The sequence below is a fragment of the Thiobacillus denitrificans ATCC 25259 genome, assembly GCF_000012745.1.
In the GTDB taxonomy this organism is placed as follows: domain Bacteria; phylum Pseudomonadota; class Gammaproteobacteria; order Burkholderiales; family Thiobacillaceae; genus Thiobacillus; species Thiobacillus denitrificans_B.
The window spans coordinates 1101442-1120642 of the sequence record NC_007404.1 but is presented as its reverse complement, the minus strand read 5'-3'; the positions used below and the strand labels follow the sequence as shown (position 1 = coordinate 1120642).

The following is a 19201-nucleotide window of genomic DNA, read 5'->3' as shown; positions in this document are numbered from 1 at the left end:
CGCGGCGGGATGACACGAGCGCCGCCGACCCGAGCCTTTCCATGCCGCCCGCCTCGCCCTCCCCCAGCTTCGTCGCCCCACCGCGATCGTGACGCACGCACAGAGCTTCCCGCCGATCGCCGATACGCACGCGCGCGTCCTGATCCTCGGCAGCCTGCCCGGGCAGACGTCGCTCAGGATGCAGCAGTACTACGCGCAGCCGCAGAATGCGTTCTGGAAGATCATGGGACGCCTCTTCGGTGCCGGCGCGGACGTGCCCTACGCCGAACGCTACCGCAAGCTCGTCAGGAGTGGGGTCGCGCTCTGGGACGTGTGCGCCTCCGCCGAGCGGCCGGGCAGCCTCGATTCGGCGATCGTGACATCGAGCGTGGTGCCGAACGACTTCGCCGCGTTCCTCGCCTCGCACCCGCATATCCATCTCGTCTGCTTCAACGGGGCGAAGGCGGCGGGCCTCTATCGCCGCCTCGTGCTGCCGGATCTGCCCGAGGCGCCGCGGCTCGTCGCCTACCGGACACTGCCGTCGACGAGCCCGGCGCACGCGGGCATGCGCTTCGAGGAAAAACTCGCGCACTGGTCGGTCGTCAAGGAGGCGGCCGGTCACTGAAAAATGCCGGCGGTTCGCACAGTCCCGCCATTTTTCTGCCGCATTATGTCAACGGCGATTGACGCTGATCCGGCCCGGCCCCATCAGGAGCAACGCGATCGCCGTGAACAGGAACATGCCCTGCAGTTCCAGCGCCCAACCGCCCTGTTCGCTCAGGCTTGCAAGTTCGTCGCTGTGCGCGAGTACCAAGGCGAAGACCATGTTGATCGCGATCAGCGCCGCGCCGATACGGGCGTAGAAGCCGGCAATCAGCAACAGCGGCCCGAGCACTTCGCCGGCGAAGACGCCGTAGGCGATATAACCCGGCAGGCCGATTCCGCCCAGCATGCCTTCGATCGGCCCGACGCCATGCGTGAGCTTGGCGACGCCGTGTAATAAAATCAGGATTCCCAGGGCCAGCCGCAAGACCAGCTTGCCCACGTCGTTGAGCTTATCCTGCATCGCCGCGCTCCCGTGAAGATGGACACTTCCGTCATTAAAGCACTCCGTTTCAAGGAGCGAAGCGGGCATACCGCAGTCACACGGGGACGCCGGAATCCGGTGGTACCCCTCGCACATTTCCCCGGCTTACGAAAACGCCATGACCAGCACGCCACCCACTACGCCCACGACCCGGCTCGACGCCGCCCATTTCGACAGCAAGGCCCGCGCGTGGGACGAGAACCCGGTGTTCCAGGAACGCGGCAGCAAGATCGCCGACGCGATCCGCGCGACCGTGCCGCTGCGCCGCGACATGGCGGCGCTCGACTACGGCTGCGGGACGGGCCTGCTTTCCTTCCCGCTCAAGGATGAACTCGGCTCGATCCTGTTGGCCGACAGTTCGAGCGGAATGCTCGACGTGCTGGCCGAGAAGATCGCCGCGCAAGGCGTCGACAACATGACTCCGGTCAAGCTTGACCTGCTCGCGGACCCGCCGCCGGCGCAGCGCTTCGACCTGATCTATACGTCGATGACGCTGCACCACGTGCCCGACACGGCGCGCATCCTCGGCATCTTTCACGCGCTTCTGAAGCCCGGCGCCTATCTGTGCGTCGCCGACCTCGACAAGGAAGACGGTTCCTTCCACGGCGTCGAGGTCGACGTGCACCACGGCTTCGACCGGGCCGCGCTCGGCCAGCGCGCGACCACCGCCGGCTTCACCGACGTGCGCTTTCAGCCCGTGTTCAGCATCAGCAAGGAACAGCCGGCCGGCACGCGCGACTACCCGGTTTTCCTGATGACGGCACGGCGCGCCTGACGCAAACGGAGGTCACGAGCATGGGTCTGGAATACATGTTTTTCGATGCGGCGTTGCGCGATCGCTTCGTCGCGTTTGCGTCGGCGCTCGGCATTCCGAGCACCGTCGAGCAGGACAACATCGCGGGCTTCGTCGTCGAGTTGCCGGACAACCTGGACGACGCCCAGCAGGAGGCGCTCGAGGCCGAGTACGAAGCGATCATGGACGCGCAGATGCTGGCCGCCGAATCCGACGCCGAGCTCGTGAGCCATCACGCGGCCGGGATCATGGTCACGCTGAGCGACGGCACGACGCGTTCGGTGCGGATTCCGCCGCCGGTCGCGCGCCGCCTGTTCGAGCATTTCAGCGTCGACGAGATCCACGACATCGCCAGCGCGATCGCGCAGGCAATCGAAAACCCGTCCGATCTGCCGCTGTGCAAGAAGCTCGACTGACGCGGCGCGGCCTGTTGCCCGTTCTTGCCGTCCGAGCTATCCGGGCCGGCGCTTTGGTGAAAACAGCGCGCGCAGCGGCGTGGACGCGCCGGGACGGAACTACTGTTTCTTGAGCTGCGACTGGTCGAGATAGCGCACGTCCTTGACCGGCAGCGGAATCGGGTTGATGTACTGGTAGCCCTTGGCCTGGTAGTAGGCGATCTCCGGGAAGCCCGCGGGAACGACCGTGATGAAGCCGTGCATGTCCTCGGCGCGGAAACCGGCCGCTTTCATCGCGTTGCTGCACATCTTGAATTCGACGCCGTCCTGCGCGAGCTCCGCCATCTTGTCGACGATGCCCTGATATTTCGCGTAATTCTCCTTGGCGAAGGCGCGCAACTCGGGGCCATGGGTCACCACCGCGACCTTGCCCTTGGTGACTGCCTGCGTGTTGCGGATGAAGTTGTAGAGGATGTTCAACTGCTGCGGGTCCTCGTAGTTGACGTCGAACACGACGTCGGTCACGGGCATCGCGTGCATGTCGACCTTGGCGGTGCCGTAGGGCGCGAATTCTTCGGCAAATGCATGCAACGGAACGGGGAGCGCGAGGAACAAGGCCAGCGCGGCAATCTTGGGCGGGACTTTCACGAATCGTTTCTCCATAAGTCGAACGGGCCGTTACGGCCGCATGTTGGGGGACAGGGCCGCTTTGCGTGGGGCCGCGCGCAAGCGGGTCAACGCCTGCAGGGGCGACGGGCGCAGGCGCCGAAACGCCGAGCGCACTTGACCGTCCTCTGATGGATCGGCCCGCTAGGAAAACGTTCGAATGAGAGGAGAAATATCGTCAGCGCGCTCGACGCGGCGGCGCCGATCAGCGGCGCGGCTCGGCGTTGCCATCGGTCGAGACGAAACGTGGGTTCTGCCGGGCAACGGGATCGGACGGCGCGCCGGCCATCCGGCACCGTGAGAGGGCAGCCTCGGGCCCGGACCAGAGGAATCGGCCCGCGCCGACCGCAACCGTCGCGCGCGCGGGCACTTGTGCCGGAGACTCAGTCCTTGCCGGCCTTTTCCTCGGCCTCGTCCTGGGCCGGGGTATCCGCGTCGATCGTCGGCACCGTCATTTCCTTTTTCTCGGAGCCGACGTCGACGTCGCCCGCATCGACGTCGTAGTTCGGCGCCTGGCCGCCCTCGACGTCGACGTCCGGCAGCTTGCCCTCTTCGGTCTGTTTGACGTCGCAAGCGGCGAGACCCATGACGAGTGCCGGCACCAAGATCAATCCAGTCGCTAGTTTCATTTTCTATCCTCCACTTTGCGTTAAGGGTTCGACTGCTGCCGAAGCGAGGCTACAGCCGCGGCGTTCGCAGCGCGTCGCCGCGAACCCGTTTGCACGATATCGCCGGCCTCGTGCCGTCTCTGCCGGTCGGGACCGTCCCGCCGTGTAGGTCTACGCTGATCTCCGCTACCAGGCCGCCCCGAGGCTGGAAGCACGGACGGCGATGAATTAGGATGGGCCAGCGGTGCGCGATAGCGGGTGGCGCCGCCCGGCCCCATCCCTTTGCGCGATGGGCATCTCAACCTCAGGGCGTCTTCAAGAACAAAAATGCTCGTTTTCTGGATCGTCCTCGGCGCGGTGCTGGCCACCGTCATCGCGCTGAACTTTCTGCCGGGGGAAAAGAAGGTCCAGACCCGGATCAGCGAGCTCTATTTCATCCACGACCCGCAGTTCCTGCGCTCGATGAGCCATCTGCTCGGCCCGCCACTCGTCCCGGGCAACCGCGCCCAGGAGCTCATCAACGGCGACGAGATCTTTCCACCGATGCTGGCGGCGATTCGCGCGGCGCGCAAAACGATCACCTTCGAGACCTACATCTACTGGTCTGGCGAAATCGGCAAGGAATTTGCCGAGGCGCTCGCCGAACGCGCACGCGCCGGGGTCAAGGTCCATGTCCTCGTCGACTGGGCGGGCAGCGTCAAGATGGAAGACGACTTGCTCGAGCTGATGAAAGACGGCGGAGTCGAGATCCTCAAATATCACCCGCTGCACTGGTACCACCTCGCGCGCATGAACAACCGCACGCACCGCAAACTCCTGGTCGTCGACGGGCACATCGGCTTCACGGGCGGCGTCGGCATCGCCGACACCTGGCTCGGCCATGCGCAGGATGACAATCACTGGCGGGACTCGCATTTCCGCGTCGAAGGTCCCGTGGTCGCCCACATGCAGGCGGCCTTCCTCGACAACTGGATGAAAACCAGCGGGGCGGTGTTGCACGGTGAGGACTATTTTCCGGCGCTCGAGCCCGTCGGCGAGCACTACGCTCAGGTCTTCAAGAGCTCCTCGTCGGAAGGCAGCGAAAGCGTGCGCCTGATGTATCTGCTGTCGATCGCGGCGGCGCGCGAAACGGTCTATATCGCCAATGCTTATTTCGTGCCTGACGACCTTTCGGTAGAGACCCTCACCCGCGCGCTGCGCCGGGACGTGAAAGTCAGGATCCTCGTGCCCGGCAGGCACACCGACTCGGGGCTCGCGCGCCGCGCGTCGCGCGCCCGCTGGGGCGCGTTGCTCGTGGCGGGGGCCGAGATATACGAATATCAGCCTACGATGTTCCACTGCAAGCTCATGATCGTCGACGACGTCTGGGTGTCGGTCGGCTCGACCAACTTCGATTCGCGATCGTTCCGCCTCAACGACGAAGCCAATCTCAACATCTACGACCACGCCTTCGCAGCGCGCCAGATCGCGATCTTCGAGGACGACCTCAGAAAAGCCCGGCGGGTCGACTACGATGCGTGGAAGCGCCGCCCCTGGCGCGAGAAGCTGCTCGAACACGGCTCCGCATTGTTCCGCTCGCAAGTCTGACCAAGGAGACGCAAGACATCATGACGCGCCCGACTGTCTACCACATCCCGGTATGCCCGTTCTGTCAGCGCGTCGAGATCCTGCTGTCGCTCAAGGGCCGACGCGAGGACGTCGACTTCCGCATGATCGACATCACCGCGCCGCGGCCCGACTGGCTGTTGCAGAAAACGCGCGGCACCACAGCGCTGCCCGTCCTCGAAACCGCGGACGGCCGCGTCATCAAGGAAAGCCTCGTCATCCTGCGCTACTTCGAGGATATCTATCGCGAGCCGCAGATCGCACAAACCGACCCCTACCGGCGGGCGGTCGAGAACATGCTGACGACAATGGACCGCGATTTCGTCGCCGCGGGCTACGGCTGGCTCATGAACCAGGACCCCAAGCAGCGCGACGCCTTGCGCGAGAACATGCTCAAGCAGTACGCGCAGCTCGATGACTTCCTGCTCGAACACGGCGCGCCGGGGCCTTTCCTGTTCGAGACCTTCGGCTGGGCCGAGACCGTGTTCACGCCCTTCTTCCAGCGCTTCTGGTTTCTCGAATACTACGAAGACTTCGAGTTGCCCACGGCATCTCGTTACGCGCGGGTGCGCGAATGGATCGACGCATGCGTCGCCCATCCCGCCGCGCAGCAGACCACGCGGGAAGAAGTGATCAAGCTTTATTACGACTACGCCTGCGGCGCCGGCAACGGTGCGCTGCTTCCGGGTCGCAGCCGCTCGTCGTTCGCGCTCGAACCCGACTGGCGCGCACGTCCGTGGCCGCCGCGAAGCAAGTATCGGCAACCCGCCGGCGACACCGAACTGGGTTTGTAAAGACACGCGTCTGTCCGCCCGCCTCGTTCGCGGCCCGCGTCAGATCAAGAATGCTATAAAACTCTGGTGGCGCCGTGACGCACACCCGCGGCGCCGTCGACCGATTCCCACCGCCGCGCCCCTCATTTGCGCGGCGGACGGCTGCGCGGCACCGGCACGCGCTGGCGATGCCGCGGCGCCGACAGAGCAAGGAGCCTGCCATGCAACTCGCCCAAAAAATCACGCCGTGCCTGTGGTTTTCCGACCAGGCCGAGGAGGCTGCGGCGTTCTACACCGGAATTTTCAAGAATTCGCGCATATTGCGCACCACCCGCTACGGCAAGGAAGGATTCGAGGTGCACCGCCGGCCCGAGGGGTCGGTGATGCTCGTCGAATTCGAAATCGAGGGCCAGGTCTTCACCGCGCTCAATGGCGGACCCGTCTTCCAGTTCAACGAGGCCGTCTCGTTTCAGGTGCTGTGCGAGAACCAGCAGGAGGTCGATTTCTACTGGGCGCACCTCGCCGCGGGCGGCGACGAGCAGGCACAGCAGTGCGGCTGGCTCAAGGACAGATTCGGGTTGTCCTGGCAGGTGATCCCGCGCGCGCTGCCCGAATGGGTCGGCGACCCCGGCTCCGACCGCTGCCAACGGGCGATGCGGGCCATGCTGCAAATGAAGAAAATCGACATGGACACCGTCTATCACGCCTACCACGGCAGCGCCTGAGCGCGGTCGGCGTCACGGTTCCACGCCCGTCCCGTCTTCTCCCGCCAGCGGCTCGCCAATCGGCGCGGCGAGTTCCGCCGGATATTTGCGGCCGTCGACAGCGGTGAACTTACCGTCGCTGGTCTGCCATCCATAGACCAACCAGGGCGCATTGTTCTTGAAAACCTGGCCCTCGGCGGGGCGCAGGTAATCGGTCGGAAATTTCATGGATCGTCTCTTCCGGGCGGCAAGGCAGGCGCGCGCCGGCGAGGCCGGCAAGCGCAGGGTGGACAGGAGGGATCGTCAGCGCACCGAGCGGTAGGTCGAGGCGCGCTGCGGCTTGCTCAGCACCACCTGCCAGAGCTGGCCCTGGCGCGATCGGAAAAAGCCGGCGCAACTCAGCAGGTAATATTTCCACATGCGGTAAAAACGCGTGCCGTATCGGGCTTCCAGCTCGGGCCAGGCGGCGTCGAACTTCTCCCACCACGCCATGAGCGTGCGGTCGTAGTCGGCGCCGAAGTTGTGCCAGTCCTCGATCAGGAAGCGGCCCTCGACCGCCGCCGCGATCTCTCTTGCCGACGGCAGCTTGCCGTTGGGAAAGATGTACTGGTCGATCCACGGGTCGGTCTTCGCGACGGTGACCGCGCTGCCGATCGTATGCAACAGGAAGAGGCCATCGTTCTTGAGCGCCCGGTGGGCGATGTCGAAATACGTGCGGTAGTTCTTGGGGCCGACGTGCTCGAACATGCCGACCGAGACGATCTTGTCGAATTTGCGGCTGAGCTCGCGATAGTCCATGAGCTCGATCGCGACCGGGAGGCCCTTGCAGCGCTCGCGCGCGAGGGCTTGCTGTTCCTTCGACACCGTGATGCCGACCACTTCGACGCCGTAGCGCTCGGCCGCGAAACGCGCGAGCCCGCCCCAGCCGCAGCCGATCTCGAGCAGCACCTCGCCGCGCTTCAACTCGAGTTTCCGGCAGATCATGTCGAGCTTTTTCTGCTGCGCCTCGACGAGATCGGCCGCGCCGTCCCAGTAAGCGCATGAGTAACTCATCGTCGGGTCGAGCATGGCGACGAAGACGTCGTTGCCGATGTCGTAGTGCTGCTCGGCGACCTGGAAGGCGCGGCGGTCGGATTGAAGATTGAACAGGCTGTGGCGTAATACTTCGCCGAATAGCCGTACGCGCGCCCAGCTGCCCAGTTTTTCGTCGGCGTCGATCCTCAGCAACCGGTCGAACAGCTGATCGAGGCGGTCGCATTCCCACATGCCGTCGACGTAGGCTTCGCCGAAGCCGAGCGAGCCCTTGGTCAGAATACGGTGGTAGAGGCGCGGGTCACGGACCTGGATGTCCCACGGCGCGTCGCCGTTTATCGTAATGCCGGCTTGGGCTGCGAGTTCACGCAATACTGCCGGCGAATCGTCTGGCGCGCGTGCGCCCGCTGGTGCGATCGCCAGCGTCTCCTCTTCTTGCATCGTGGCTCCCCCCGAAAGTTGCAGGGGAAAAGATAGATATTTCTATCTATTTAACCAACGATATTTTTATGACTTATCTATCGATATAACCGATCGTTAGCGACAAGGAGGACGCCGGTTAACCGAGCACGTACTTGAGCCCCAGCGCCTGCCAGTGCTGGATCTCGTCGTCGAGCGCACGTTGCGTGAGCGGCCGCTGCTCGAGCCAGCCCGGAGGCAGCGTCAGACAGAAGCGCTTCGACGTCGATTCGGCGCTGACCTCGGCGAGGCGAGGATCGGCACGGCTGCGGCAGAGAATCACTGCCTGGCGCAGCAGCCAGATCGCGCGGCGGTCGCGCTCGTCGACGGCGCCCGCTGCAACGGCCGCCACCTTGGTCAGCGCGCCCCGTTGCGCCCGCGCTAGGAGCGCGAGCCGCGCCTGTTCGGTGCGTGAAAACCCCGGCATGTCGGCGTTTTCGAGGATGTAGGCCGAGTGGCGGTGGTAGCCGCTGTGCGAGACCGACAGACCGATCTCGTGCAGGCGCGCGGCCCAGCCGAGAACCCGGGCGTCATTGTCGTCTTCACGCCCGGTCGCCGCGAACAGCCTCAGCACGGTGCGTCCGACGCGCTCGGCCTGGCCCGCGTCGACGTGATAGCGACGGGCGAATTCGGCGACCGTCGCCTCGCGCATGTCGTCGGCGTGAAAGCGGCCGAGCAGATCGTAGAGGATGCCCTCGCGCATGGCGGTCTCGGCGACGTCCATCTGCTCGATTCCGAGCTCGGCGAACAGTCCCGCCATGATCGCGAAGCCGCCGGCTATAACCGGCCGGCGATCCCGCGAAAGACCGGGCAATTCGAGACGCTCGACGTCGCCCGCCGCGAGCAGCGCATCGCGCAGGCGGTCGAGGCCGTCGCGGGTGATGCCGCCTGCCGACCAGCCGCTTTGCTCGAGGATGTCGCGCAGCGCACGCGCGGTGCCGCTCGAGCCGACCGCCTGCTGCCAGTTGCCGCGTCCGAAGGCATGAGCGATGCGCTCGACCTCCGCACGCGCGCTCAGTTCGGCGGCCTTGAGCGCGGCGCGGCTGACCGCCCCCTGCTCGAAAAAGCGCCGCGAGAAATGCACGCAGCCGAGGTGCAGGCTTTCGCGCTCGTGCGGCTTCAGGCCGTGGCCGACGATGAATTCGGTCGAGCCGCCGCCGATGTCGACGACGAGCCGGCGGTCGGGAGAGGCCGGCAGCGAATGCGCGACCCCGAGGTAGATCAGGCGCGCCTCCTCGCGGCCGGCGACGATCTCGATCGGGTGCCCGAGCGCCGCCTCGGCCTCGGCGAGGAAGGCATCGGCGTTGCGCGCGACGCGCAGCGTCGAGGTGCCGACGCAGCGTACGGCTTCCGCGGGCAGGCCGCGCAGGCGCTCGCCGAAGCGCCTCAGGCAGGCCAGCGCGCGTTCCCGCGCCGCACCGTCGAGAATCTTGTCGTCCTGCAGGCCGGCCGCGAGCCGCACCGTTTCCTTGAGCGAATCGAGGGGGTACAGCTGGTCGCCTGCGACGCGCGCCACTTCGAGGCGGAAGGAGTTGGAACCGAGGTCGACGGCGGCGAGCGTGTCGTAGCTTTTCATGCAACGGCTCCGAAAAAGAGATAGGCCATGCCGATCGCCGCGACGATCCCCGCGGCATCCGCGATCAGCCCGCAGGCGACGGCATGGCGCACACGGCGGATGCCGACCGCGCCGAAATAGACGGCGAGCACGTAGAAGGTCGTCTCCGTGCTGCCCTGCACGACCGACGCGAGCCGGCCGGCGAAAGAGTCGGCGCCGTGGGTCTGCATCGTGTCGATCATCATCGCGCGTGCGCCGCTGCCGGAGAACGGCTTCATCAACGCGGTCGGCAGGGCGTCGACCCAGCGCGCGTCGTAGCCGAGCGCGAGCACGGCGCTGCGGATCGCCGACATCGCCAGGTCGAGCGCGCCGCTGGCGCGAAAGACGGCGATCGCGACGAGCATCGCGACGAGGTAGGGAATGATCGTGACCGCCGTGCGGAAGCCTTCCTTGGCCCCTTCGACGAAGGCTTCGTAAGCGTTGACGCGGCGCCACGCGGCCATCGCGAGAAACGTGGCGACGACACCGAACAGCAGCACGTTGCTGAGAATCGCCGACTGCCGCGTCATCGCCGCCGCATCCAGGCTCGAGAAGTAGGCGACCATCCCGCCGACCAGCGCGGTCGCGCCACCGAGATAAGCGAGGGTGACACGGTTCCAAAGATGCAGCTTCTGGAAAAGACCGGTCACAAAAAGACCGGTCAGGGTGCCGATGTAGGTCGTGATCAGAAGCGGTACGAAGACGTCGGTCGGGTCGGCCGCGCCGAGCTGCGCGCGGTAGGTGAAGATCGTCACCGGCAGCAGCGTCACCGAAGCGGTATTGATGACGAGGAACAGGATCTGCGCGTCGCTCGCGGTGTCGCTCGAAGGATTGAGCGTCTGCAGCTCCTGCATGGCCTTGATGCCGAGCGGCGTGGCCGCGTTGTCGAGCCCGAGCATGTTCGCGCCCATGTTCATGGTCATCGCGCCGAGCGCGGGATGATTGGGCGGAACTTCGGGGAACAGCCGCCGGAACAGCGGCGCGAGACCGCGCGTCAGCAGGTCGAGCATGCCCGCCCGCTCGCCGACCTTCATCACGCCGAGCCACAGCGCCATCACGCCGGTCAGGCCGAGCGCGATCTCGAACGCGGCCTTGCTGCTATCGAACAGCGCCTTGACCAGTGCTGCGAAGATCTCGGCGTTGCCGAGGAAAACGAGATTGGCGAGCGCGATCAGAAAGGCGACGAAAAAGAAGCCGACCCACAGCGCGTTCAGCATGAATGAAAGCCCGGGTTCAGGAGACCCAGCCGGCGATGACGATGAGCAGGCCTGCCGTGAGCCAGATCACGAGGCCGCGCCAGATCATGCTGACCGCGCTGGCGATGAAGTCGGGGTCGGGCGCCTGCCCCGTCCCCAATTCAGGCCGCCACACGGACTCGCCGCCGACCGTGACGGGTTGCCCGAGCCTGACCCCCATCGCGCCGGCGCCGGCGGCGATCACGACGCCCTCTTCCTCCTCCGGCCAGGCCGCGGCCTGGGTGCGCCAGCAGTAGGTCGCGTCCTCGAAGTTGCCGGCGATCGCGTAGGTCAGTGCGGTCAGACGCGCGGGCACCCAGTTGATGATATGGAAGACGCGGCACGCGCACAGGCCGAAGCGGCCGCGCGATACCTCCCAGCGCCGCGAGAGAATCGACGCCGCGCGGAACAGGACGGCGCCGACCGGGCCGAGCGGCGCCAGCAGCACGAACCAGAACAACACGCCGAACATCTGCCGGTGGCTTTCCGCCATCACCTGCTCGATCGTCACGCGCGTGATGTCGTCGCTCGTGAAGTGGGTGGTGTCGCCGCCGCGCCACAGGCCGAGCTGCGCGCGCGCCGCGTCGAGGTCGCCCGCGCGCAGCAGGTGGGCGATGCGCTCGGCGTTGTCGCTGTAATACTTGAACCCGAGCGTGAAATACAGCACGGCCACGTTCCACACCCAGCCCAGAACCGGGCTGACGTCTTCGAGCACGGCGAAGATCGCCCACACCGCGACGAGCCAGGGAACGACGGCAAGCGTCCAGGCAATCGCGCCATGCGTGTATTCCCCGGCGTTGAGCTTGCCTTCGAGCCAGTGGATGAAACGCGTGTAATGCCGATAGTGGAGCATCGGCTGGCGCAGCGGCCGCAGATGCTCGAGCGCGACGGCGGCGAGGACCGAGAAAAAGACCATCAGCGATTCATTTCCAGGGTGAGCGTGCCGATGCGATTGGCCTGGCCCGCCGGACGATAGCGTTCGACGGTCGGCATCACGAGCGGCCTGCCCGCGTCTTCGAGGGTATCGGCGAGTGCCTGATAGGCCTTCGACGGCGCCAGCAGCACGGCCGCCTGCACGGTCGCGGCATAGACGGGACGACGCTCGATCCGCCCTTCCTTGAGCCCGCGCGGCACGGCCGCGGTTTCGGCGAGCGTGTAGCCGAGTTGTGCGCGGACCTTGCCGTGGTCGGCGCGCGGGTCGGTGAGGATGACGCTGATCGTGTCGCCCGCCTCAATCTTCGCCGCCGCAAACTCGTCGAGCGCCCTGCGCTGGGTCTTGCGCATGTTGCTGATCGGGCCCTCGTAATCGAGGTAGGCGTAGCGATAAGGCCCGGCCTCGGTCTCGCTGACGCTGACCGCGTTGAAGCCCCCCCACCACCAGAACACCGCGAGGAGCGGCAGAACGAACGCCAGCACGAATGCCGGCCACTGTTTCTTGAACACGGTTGACCCCCTTCAGGACGGTGAAGATACCACAGGCCGGCGAGCCGTCGCCGCGCACAGGAAGACCTCAAGAACCGCCGGCGATGGCCGCTAAGGGGGTATTCTCGCCCGATAACGAAAAGCCAGCGGAACCGGCTTGCGCCCGATCCGACCTCATGCAACGACCTCTGCGCCGCGCCTGCGTATCGCTATTCCGGAGCGCCCGTGCTTGATCGGGACGATCCCTGTCGCGTGCGCGACGCGGGGGACGCGAGCGGGCGCTATGAGGCGCATCAGCAGCTCGCGCTGCTCGAGACCAGCGTCGCGCGACTGAACGACATCGTACTCATCACCGAAGCCGATCACGGGGGCGCCGCCGGGCCGGCGATCGTGTTCGTCAACGACGCGTTCGAACACATTACGGGCTATCGCCGCGACGAAGTGCTCGGCAAATCGGTGCGCTTGCTGCATGGACCGCTGACCGACCGGGCCGAAGTGCGTCGCATCGGTGAAGCGCTCGAGAATCAGCGGCCTGTGCGCAGCGAACTCGTCAATTACTCCAAGCACGGCGAACCCTTCTGGCTCGAACTCGACGTCGTGCCGGTGACCGATGCGAACGGCTACTACACCCATTGCGTGGCGGTCGAACGCGACGTCACCCGGCGCAAGGAAGCCGACCTCGAGCTCGCCCGCCTCAACCGCGCCTTGCGCGTGCGCAGCGCCTGTAATAAGGCGCTGACCCGTGCGACCGACGAAGGTGAATTGCTGCATGAGATCTGCCGCGTCGCCGTCGAGCTGGGCGGCTATCAGACGGCGTGGGTAGGATTCGCGCAGGATGCGGCCGAGCGGTCGATCCGGCCCGTGGCCTGTGCCGGGGACGGCGCGGACGCCTTCAACGACAGCGCGGCGACGTGGTCCGACGAACAGCTGATCGGAAACGGCCCCTTCGGCCGCGCGCTGCGCGGCCGTCAGGTCGTGATCGTCGAGGATCTTCGAAACGCGCCGGACCGCGAGCCCTGGGCCGCGGCGGCTTCCGCGCGCGGTTACCGCAGCCTCGTCGTGCTGCCGCTGCACGACGCGGAACGCACCTACGGAATATTTGCGCTGTTCGGCTCGGACGTGGCGCGCGTCGCCTCCGACGAGATGCGGCTGTTGCAGGAGCTGACCGACGATCTGGCCTTCGGCATCGCCACCCTGCGCAGCCGTTGCGAGCAACGCCGCACCCAGGAAGCGGTGTACAGGATCGCCGCTGGCGTTTCCGCGAGCACCGGCACGGCCTTTTTCGACGAACTGGTGCGCAACATGACCGCCGCCCTCGGCGCCGAGGCCGGCTTCATCGCCCGCATCCGGGCCGACGATCCGGGATCTGCGACGACCGTCGTCGCCTACGTCGAGGGCGAGCGGATCGAGAATTTCGAGTACACGCTCGTCGGCACGCCGTGCGAACAGCTCGCCAAAACGGCGACGCACGTCATTCCGAGGCGGGTGAGCGAGCTGTTCCCCTGCACCGCACACCTCAGCAAACGGCGGGCGCACGCCTATGTCGGACACCGGCTGGTCGACTCGCGCGGACAAGCGATCGGGCAGCTCTTCGTGTTGTTCAGCCGCCCGCTGCACGAAACGGCTTTCATCACGTCGACCCTGCAGATCTTCGCCTCGCGGGTTGCCGCGGAGCTCGAACGCCAGAGCGCAGACGCGCATATCCGCCGTCAGGCGTCACTGCTCGACAAGGCGCAGGACGCGATCATGGTGCGCGGCCTCGACGACGCGATCCGCTACTGGAACAAAGGCGCCGAGCGGCTGTATGGCTGGAAAGCCGACGAGGTCACCGGGCGCTCGACAGAAATGCTGCTGTACGGCGACCCGACGGCCTTCCGCGAAAACACGCGGAAGGTCATCGCGCACAGCGAGTGGAACGGTGAAATCACGCAGCTGCGCAAGGATGGCACCGCGCTCGTCGTCGAGGCCCACTGGACGCTGCTGCGCGACGAAAACGACCAGCCCGACGCGATCCTCGCGATCAATACCAACGTCACCGAGCGCAAGGCCGCCGAGCACAAGGTTCATCAGCTCGCGTTCTACGACCCTCTGACCGGGCTGCCGAATCGCGAGCTACTCGGCGATCGGCTGCAACACGCGATGCAGGTGCGCCACGGCCAGGTGGGAGCGCTGCTTCTGATCGACCTCGACAACTTCAAGACGCTCAACGACACGCTCGGCCACGCGATGGGCGACCTGCTGCTCCAGCAGATCGCGCAGCGCCTGCAGACCTGCCTGCGCAAAGGCGACACGCTCGCACGCGTGGGCGGCGACGAATTCGTCATCGTGCTCGAAGGCCTGTCGGCGTCGCCGGGCGACGCCGGGTCGCTGGCGACCCGCGTCGGCGAAAAGATCCTCGCAAGCTTCGCCCGCCCCTTCCAGCTTGCGGACTATGTCCACCACTGCACGGCGAGCATCGGCATCACGCTCTTCAACGATCGTCCGACCACGCTGGACGAATTGCGCAAGCGCGCCGATCTCGCGATGTATCAGGCCAAGGCGCATGGTCGCAACGCGCTGCGCTTCTTCGACCCGGCGATGCAGGCCGTGGTCGCCGCGCGGGCCGAGCTCGAGGTGGATCTGCGCGAGGCGCTGAGGCTCGGCGCATTCGAGCTGCATTACCAGGCCCAGGTCGACGCCCGCGGCTGCGTATCCGGCGCCGAAGCGCTGCTGCGCTGGCAGCATCCGCAGCGCGGCTGGATCGCGCCGGCCTCCTTCATCCCGCTGGCCGAGGAAACGGGCCTGATCCTGCCGCTCGGCCTGTGGGTGCTCGACGTCGCCTGCGCCCAGCTCGTCGCGTGGTCGAAGATGCCGCACATGGCCCGACTGAGTCTCGCGGTCAACGTCAGCGCGCGCCAGTTCCGTCAGGCCGATTTCGCCGCACAGGTGCTCGCGGCGATCGAGCGCTCGGGGGCCGACCCACGCCGGCTCAAGCTCGAATTGACCGAGAGCCTGATGCTAGACAATCTCGACGACACCATTCTGAAGATGAGCGCGCTCAAGGCCCATGGCATCGGCTTCTCGCTCGACGACTTCGGCACGGGCTATTCGTCGCTCGCCTACCTGAAGCGCCTGCCGCTCGACGAAATCAAGATCGACCAGTCCTTCGTCCGCGACGTGCTGATCGACGCCAACGACGCGTCGATCGCGCGCAGCATTCTCGCGCTCGGACAGAGCCTGAATCTCGAGGTGGTCGCCGAGGGGGTCGAGACCGACGCCCAGCATGCCTTCCTCGCGGAACACGGCTGCCAAGCCTATCAAGGCTATCTGTTCAACCGGCCCCAGCCCGCGCGGCAATTCGAAGCCTGGGGCGCCGGGCACCCCTGCCCCGACGGCGGGGAAGAGACAGGGCGCGCGCGCCTATAATGGTCCGTTCAACCGAAGGACTCCCATGATCGCGCGTCTGTTCATGCTCCTGCTGTGCTTCTGTCCGCTGGCGTACGCGACGCCCGCAGCGGAAAACGCCGAGGTGACGGTAGCGATGGAAGCCGTGCGGCTCGGGCCCCATAGCTACTTCGTGCAGGGGCTAGCAGGCGCAGCGTCGAGCGAGAACCAGGGTTTCATGTCGAACGCGGGCTTCGTCGTCACCCGCGAAGGCGTCGTCGTGTTCGACGCGCTCGCCTCGCCGCCGCTGGCCGAGAAACTGCTCGCCCTGATCCGCAGCGTGACCGCCCAGCCGGTCAGGCGGGTGATCGTGAGCCACTACCACGCCGATCATTTCTACGGTCTGCAGGTCTTCAAGGCGCAAGGCGCGGAGATCTGGGCGCATCGTCTGGCCGAAGGCGCGACCCGCACCGAGGAGGCGGCGCAGCGCCTGGAACAGCGCAAGGAGGCACTGTTCCCGTGGGTGGACGACACGACACGCCTGCTCGAGGCCGACCGGTTCGTCGACGGCGACATCGACTTCGAACTCGGCGGCGTCCACTTCGCCCTGCGCCACGTCGGACCGGCGCATTCGCGCGAGGACATGGCGCTGCTGGTGAAGGAAGACCGCGTGCTCTATGCGGGCGATCTCGTGTTTCGCGGCCGCGTCCCGTTCGTCGGCGACGCCGACGGCGGTGCGTGGATCGCCGCGCTGGACAAGCTGATCGCGCTCGATCCCGAAATACTCGTCCCCGGCCACGGCGCGCCATCGCGCGCGCCGCGGGCGGACCTCGTCTTCACCCGCGACTATCTCGCCTACCTGCGCGCCCGCATGGGCGAAGCGGCGCGCAATCTCGTTCCGTTCGACGAGGCCTATGCGCAGACCGACTGGTCGAAATACCGCGACCTGCCCGCCTTCGAGGAGGCCAATCGGGTCAATGCCTACAACCAGTACCTGAGGCTCGAACAGGAAAGCGAACCGTGACGGTCTGACGCAGCCGTCGTTTGTGGAATCCGGCTGGCGTCATCCGACCCGACGCACCGAAAGCTCGGACACCAGCATCACCGGGACAATTCTGGACGATCCACCATGCTCTGTTCTCCTGACGAACTCGTACAGAAAAACAGCGCGCTGTCGGACACCTGGCGGCGCTACCGGGCAGCGCCGAGCTTCGAGCGCTTCGTCGAGCTTGCAGTCTCGATCAACAGCTTCACCGCGTATCTGATCGACAAGGGGATCGCCGGCCTGCATCACGCCAGCCATGAATTGGAACAGGTCGCGCTCGCGCTGTTCAACGACGAAGTCTCGCATCCCTTGCCGCCGTCGGCGCTTGCCGATCTCGATGCCCGTTTGCAGGAACTCGCGCGCCTGACGCAGGCCCACGCCGCCGCCGCGGCGGGCCGTGCCGAACGGCGTCACGACCCGCAGTAGGATGCCGATCGCGTCGACCAGACCTGGCTGATCACGGCCGACGCTTCGGCGTGGTCGGCGCTGCAGGCGCAGCTCGGGTATTTCGGCATGGCCGCGCGCGCGATCCGCTGGGACGAAGCGCTGCCGGAGGCCGCCGGCGTCACGCCGCTCCTGCTTCTCGACATGTCGGGCTCGCCACGACCCGAGTGGACGGCGCGCCTTCAGAAGCTGCGCCAGCGCTTTCCGACCGGCCAGCTCATTTGCCTCGAAGTCGGCTCCGACTTCGACCAGTTGCAGCAGGCCCTGCGCGGCGGCTGCGACAGTTGCCTGCTCGAGGGGACGCCTTCGCACGCCATCGTCGAGCATATCCTCGAACTGAACGAGCGGCAGGAGCAGGAAACCTTCCGCGTGCTGATCGTGGAGGACTCGAAGACCGCGAGCCACATGATCCAGCGCACGCTGGCCGAGAGCCAGATCGCGTCGGAGATCGTCAACGACCCGCGCCAGACCTTGAACGCTCTGAAGCAGTTCAACCCCGACCTGATCCTGATGGACATGTACATGCCGGATTGCACCGGCGTCGAGGTCGCGCGCATCATCCGTCAGCACGACGAGTTTCTCGGCATGCCCATCGTCTACCTCTCGGGCGAGACGAACGTCGCGCTGCAGGTCGACGCGATGCGCCTCGGCGGCGATCACTTCCTCACCAAGCCGTTCAACCCGGTTTTCCTCAACACGATAGTCAAGAGCAAGATCGAGCGCTATCGCGCCTTGCGCCGTTCGATGTACCACGACAGCCTGACCGGCCTGCTCAACCACTCAAGCGGGAAGAACACGCTCGACATGGTGTTGTCGGGAATCGCGCATGAGGAAGGCACGCTGTCGGTGGTCATGATCGACATCGACCACTTCAAGCAGATCAACGACAGCTACGGCCATCCGACCGGCGATCAGGTGATCCGCAGCCTGTCGTGGCTGCTCAAGCAGCGACTGCGCAAGCACGACATCCTCTGCCGCTACGGCGGCGAGGAGTTCCTCGTCGGGCTGCCGCACACCGACGCGGGCCAGGCGCTCGCGATCCTCGAGCGCGTGCGCCAGGATTTCGCGCAGATTCGCCACCCCTATCGGGACACCCATTTCAGCGCCAGCGTCAGCGCCGGCGTCGCGAGTTATCCGCACCAGCAGAGCGGCGACGCGCTGATCAAGGCCGCCGACGAAGCGCTCTACCAGGCCAAGCACCGCGGCCGCAATCGCGTCCACATCGGCATGCCTGCACAGGCCCTGGCCTAGCCGAGAATCAGCTTCAAGCCGATCAGTATCGTCACGGTTTCGAACGCGCGCTTGATCCACAAATTGCCCTTGCGGATCGCCAGATGGCTGCCGAGATAACCGCCGAGCAGCGAGCCCGCGAGCAGGGCCGGCATCCAGTCCCACGCCACCGTGCCGATGACCCCGAGAACCAGCGCCCCCGTGCCGTTCCAGATCAGACCGCAGAGGATCAGCGTGTACGCGACGGCGCGCGTGTAATCGAGACCGAAATAGCGGATCAGCCAGATGGTGAGGAAAAGCCCCGTTCCGCTGGTGATCGACCCATTGAGAAAGCCGACGACAAACAGTCCCGCGGCGCCGCCGACGAGCGCGACGCCCTCGCGGTTTCTCGGTTCGTGCGCGAGCCCGAGCCGGGGCTTGAATACCGAATAGACGCCGAGTCCCAGCGTCAGCAGACCCAGTGCGAGGGTCGCCGCGCGCTCCGGAATCTGGAGGATCGTGACCGCGCCAAGTACGACGCCAGGGAGCCCGGCGGCAAGGATCACCGCCGCGAAGCGCCGCTCGAGATGCGATTCCTTGAGATGGCGAAGGGTTGCGCCGAGCCCGAGCGCGACGCTTGCGACCTTGTGGGTGGCGAGCGCGACACCGAACGGCAAGCCGAGAAAAATCAGCATCGGAAACTGGATCAGTCCGGCGCCGCCGCCCGACAGGGCCGAGAAGAAATTGGCCGCGAGCGAGGCGACGAACAGGATCAGCTGGTCGAGCAC

Annotated in this window: 20 protein-coding genes; 10 read left to right on the top strand and 10 right to left on the bottom strand. The window is 66.1% G+C overall.

From position 1 onward, the window contains the following. Positions 1 to 88 precede the first annotated feature (88 nt). Positions 89 to 604: a DNA-deoxyinosine glycosylase gene (locus TBD_RS05330; RefSeq protein WP_011311569.1), complete on the top strand. Its 516-nt coding sequence runs from the start codon at positions 89 to 91 to the stop codon at positions 602 to 604. A gap of 48 nt (positions 605 to 652) precedes the next feature. Here the strand turns inward: TBD_RS05330 and TBD_RS05325 are convergent, their stop codons facing one another. Next, the gene (locus tag TBD_RS05325) at positions 653 to 1045 is read right to left on the bottom strand and encodes a DoxX family protein (protein ID WP_011311568.1); all 393 of its coding nucleotides are present in this window, start codon (positions 1043 to 1045) and stop codon (positions 653 to 655) included. Positions 1046 to 1184: 139 nt separating this feature from the next. Here TBD_RS05325 and TBD_RS05320 point away from each other — a divergent pair, with 139 nt between their 5' ends. Next, positions 1185 to 1841: a class I SAM-dependent methyltransferase gene (locus tag TBD_RS05320; protein ID WP_011311567.1), complete on the top strand. Its 657-nt coding sequence runs from the start codon at positions 1185 to 1187 to the stop codon at positions 1839 to 1841. Between the two features lie 20 nt (positions 1842 to 1861). Further along, positions 1862 to 2275 (top strand): hypothetical protein, encoded by a 414-nt coding sequence (locus TBD_RS05315; protein ID WP_011311566.1) that lies wholly within the window; start codon positions 1862 to 1864, stop codon positions 2273 to 2275. 99 nt (positions 2276 to 2374) lie between these two features. On the opposite strand, the gene TBD_RS05310 is transcribed toward TBD_RS05315, so the two are convergent. Beyond that, positions 2375 to 2902 carry a DsrE family protein gene (locus TBD_RS05310; protein ID WP_148203009.1) on the bottom strand — a complete coding sequence of 176 codons (528 nt, stop codon included), beginning with the start codon at positions 2900 to 2902 and terminating at the stop codon, positions 2375 to 2377. A gap of 401 nt (positions 2903 to 3303) precedes the next feature. Then, positions 3304 to 3549 (bottom strand): hypothetical protein, encoded by a 246-nt coding sequence (locus TBD_RS05305; RefSeq protein ID WP_011311564.1) that lies wholly within the window; start codon positions 3547 to 3549, stop codon positions 3304 to 3306. A gap of 306 nt (positions 3550 to 3855) precedes the next feature. Between TBD_RS05305 and TBD_RS05300 the strand changes: the two genes are divergently transcribed. From TBD_RS05300 to TBD_RS05290, 3 genes are all read left to right on the top strand, one after another. Then, positions 3856 to 5115, top strand: coding sequence for a phospholipase D-like domain-containing protein (locus TBD_RS05300; protein ID WP_011311563.1), 1260 nt, complete (start codon positions 3856 to 3858; stop codon positions 5113 to 5115). Positions 5116 to 5135: 20 nt separating this feature from the next. After that, on the top strand, positions 5136 to 5927 hold the full coding sequence (locus TBD_RS05295; RefSeq protein WP_011311562.1) for a glutathione S-transferase family protein: 792 nt from the start codon (positions 5136 to 5138) through the stop codon (positions 5925 to 5927). 200 nt (positions 5928 to 6127) lie between these two features. Further along, positions 6128 to 6631: a VOC family protein gene (locus TBD_RS05290; RefSeq protein WP_041432395.1), complete on the top strand. Its 504-nt coding sequence runs from the start codon at positions 6128 to 6130 to the stop codon at positions 6629 to 6631. 12 nt (positions 6632 to 6643) lie between these two features. Here the strand turns inward: TBD_RS05290 and TBD_RS05285 are convergent, their stop codons facing one another. From TBD_RS05285 to TBD_RS05260, 6 genes are all read right to left on the bottom strand, one after another. Then, the gene (locus TBD_RS05285) at positions 6644 to 6838 is read right to left on the bottom strand and encodes a hypothetical protein (protein WP_041432393.1); all 195 of its coding nucleotides are present in this window, start codon (positions 6836 to 6838) and stop codon (positions 6644 to 6646) included. A gap of 75 nt (positions 6839 to 6913) precedes the next feature. Further along, positions 6914 to 8083, bottom strand: coding sequence for a cyclopropane fatty acyl phospholipid synthase (gene cfa / locus TBD_RS05280; protein WP_011311559.1), 1170 nt, complete (start codon positions 8081 to 8083; stop codon positions 6914 to 6916). 118 nt (positions 8084 to 8201) lie between these two features. Beyond that, positions 8202 to 9677, bottom strand: a complete 1476-nt coding sequence (gene ppx, locus TBD_RS05275) for an exopolyphosphatase (RefSeq protein WP_011311558.1) — start codon at positions 9675 to 9677, stop codon at positions 8202 to 8204. Then, positions 9674 to 10912 carry a nucleoside recognition domain-containing protein gene (locus TBD_RS05270; protein ID WP_011311557.1) on the bottom strand — a complete coding sequence of 413 codons (1239 nt, stop codon included), beginning with the start codon at positions 10910 to 10912 and terminating at the stop codon, positions 9674 to 9676. The genes ppx and TBD_RS05270 overlap by 4 nt, the downstream gene beginning before the upstream one ends. Before the next feature lie 16 nt (positions 10913 to 10928). Next, positions 10929 to 11846 (bottom strand): CobD/CbiB family protein, encoded by a 918-nt coding sequence (locus tag TBD_RS05265; protein ID WP_011311556.1) that lies wholly within the window; start codon positions 11844 to 11846, stop codon positions 10929 to 10931. Further along, positions 11846 to 12373 (bottom strand): hypothetical protein, encoded by a 528-nt coding sequence (locus tag TBD_RS05260; protein WP_011311555.1) that lies wholly within the window; start codon positions 12371 to 12373, stop codon positions 11846 to 11848. The genes TBD_RS05265 and TBD_RS05260 overlap by 1 nt, the downstream gene beginning before the upstream one ends. 204 nt (positions 12374 to 12577) lie before the next feature. Here TBD_RS05260 and TBD_RS05255 point away from each other — a divergent pair, with 204 nt between their 5' ends. From TBD_RS05255 to TBD_RS05240, 4 genes are all read left to right on the top strand, one after another. Beyond that, entirely contained in the window at positions 12578 to 15757 is a 3180-nt protein-coding gene (locus TBD_RS05255; RefSeq protein ID WP_011311554.1) for an EAL domain-containing protein, read from the top strand. A 25-nt stretch (positions 15758 to 15782) separates the two neighbouring features. Beyond that, complete coding sequence (locus TBD_RS05250) at positions 15783 to 16739, top strand: MBL fold metallo-hydrolase (RefSeq protein WP_011311553.1); 957 nt, start codon at positions 15783 to 15785, stop codon at positions 16737 to 16739. A 105-nt stretch (positions 16740 to 16844) separates the two neighbouring features. Further along, positions 16845 to 17186: a hypothetical protein gene (locus TBD_RS05245; protein WP_011311552.1), complete on the top strand. Its 342-nt coding sequence runs from the start codon at positions 16845 to 16847 to the stop codon at positions 17184 to 17186. A gap of 87 nt (positions 17187 to 17273) precedes the next feature. After that, positions 17274 to 18455 (top strand): GGDEF domain-containing response regulator, encoded by a 1182-nt coding sequence (locus TBD_RS05240; RefSeq protein ID WP_011311551.1) that lies wholly within the window; start codon positions 17274 to 17276, stop codon positions 18453 to 18455. On the opposite strand, the gene TBD_RS05235 is transcribed toward TBD_RS05240, so the two are convergent. Beyond that, entirely contained in the window at positions 18452 to 19201 is a 750-nt protein-coding gene (locus TBD_RS05235) for a sulfite exporter TauE/SafE family protein (RefSeq protein ID WP_011311550.1), read from the bottom strand. The two genes, TBD_RS05240 and TBD_RS05235, sit on opposite strands and share 4 nt — an antisense overlap.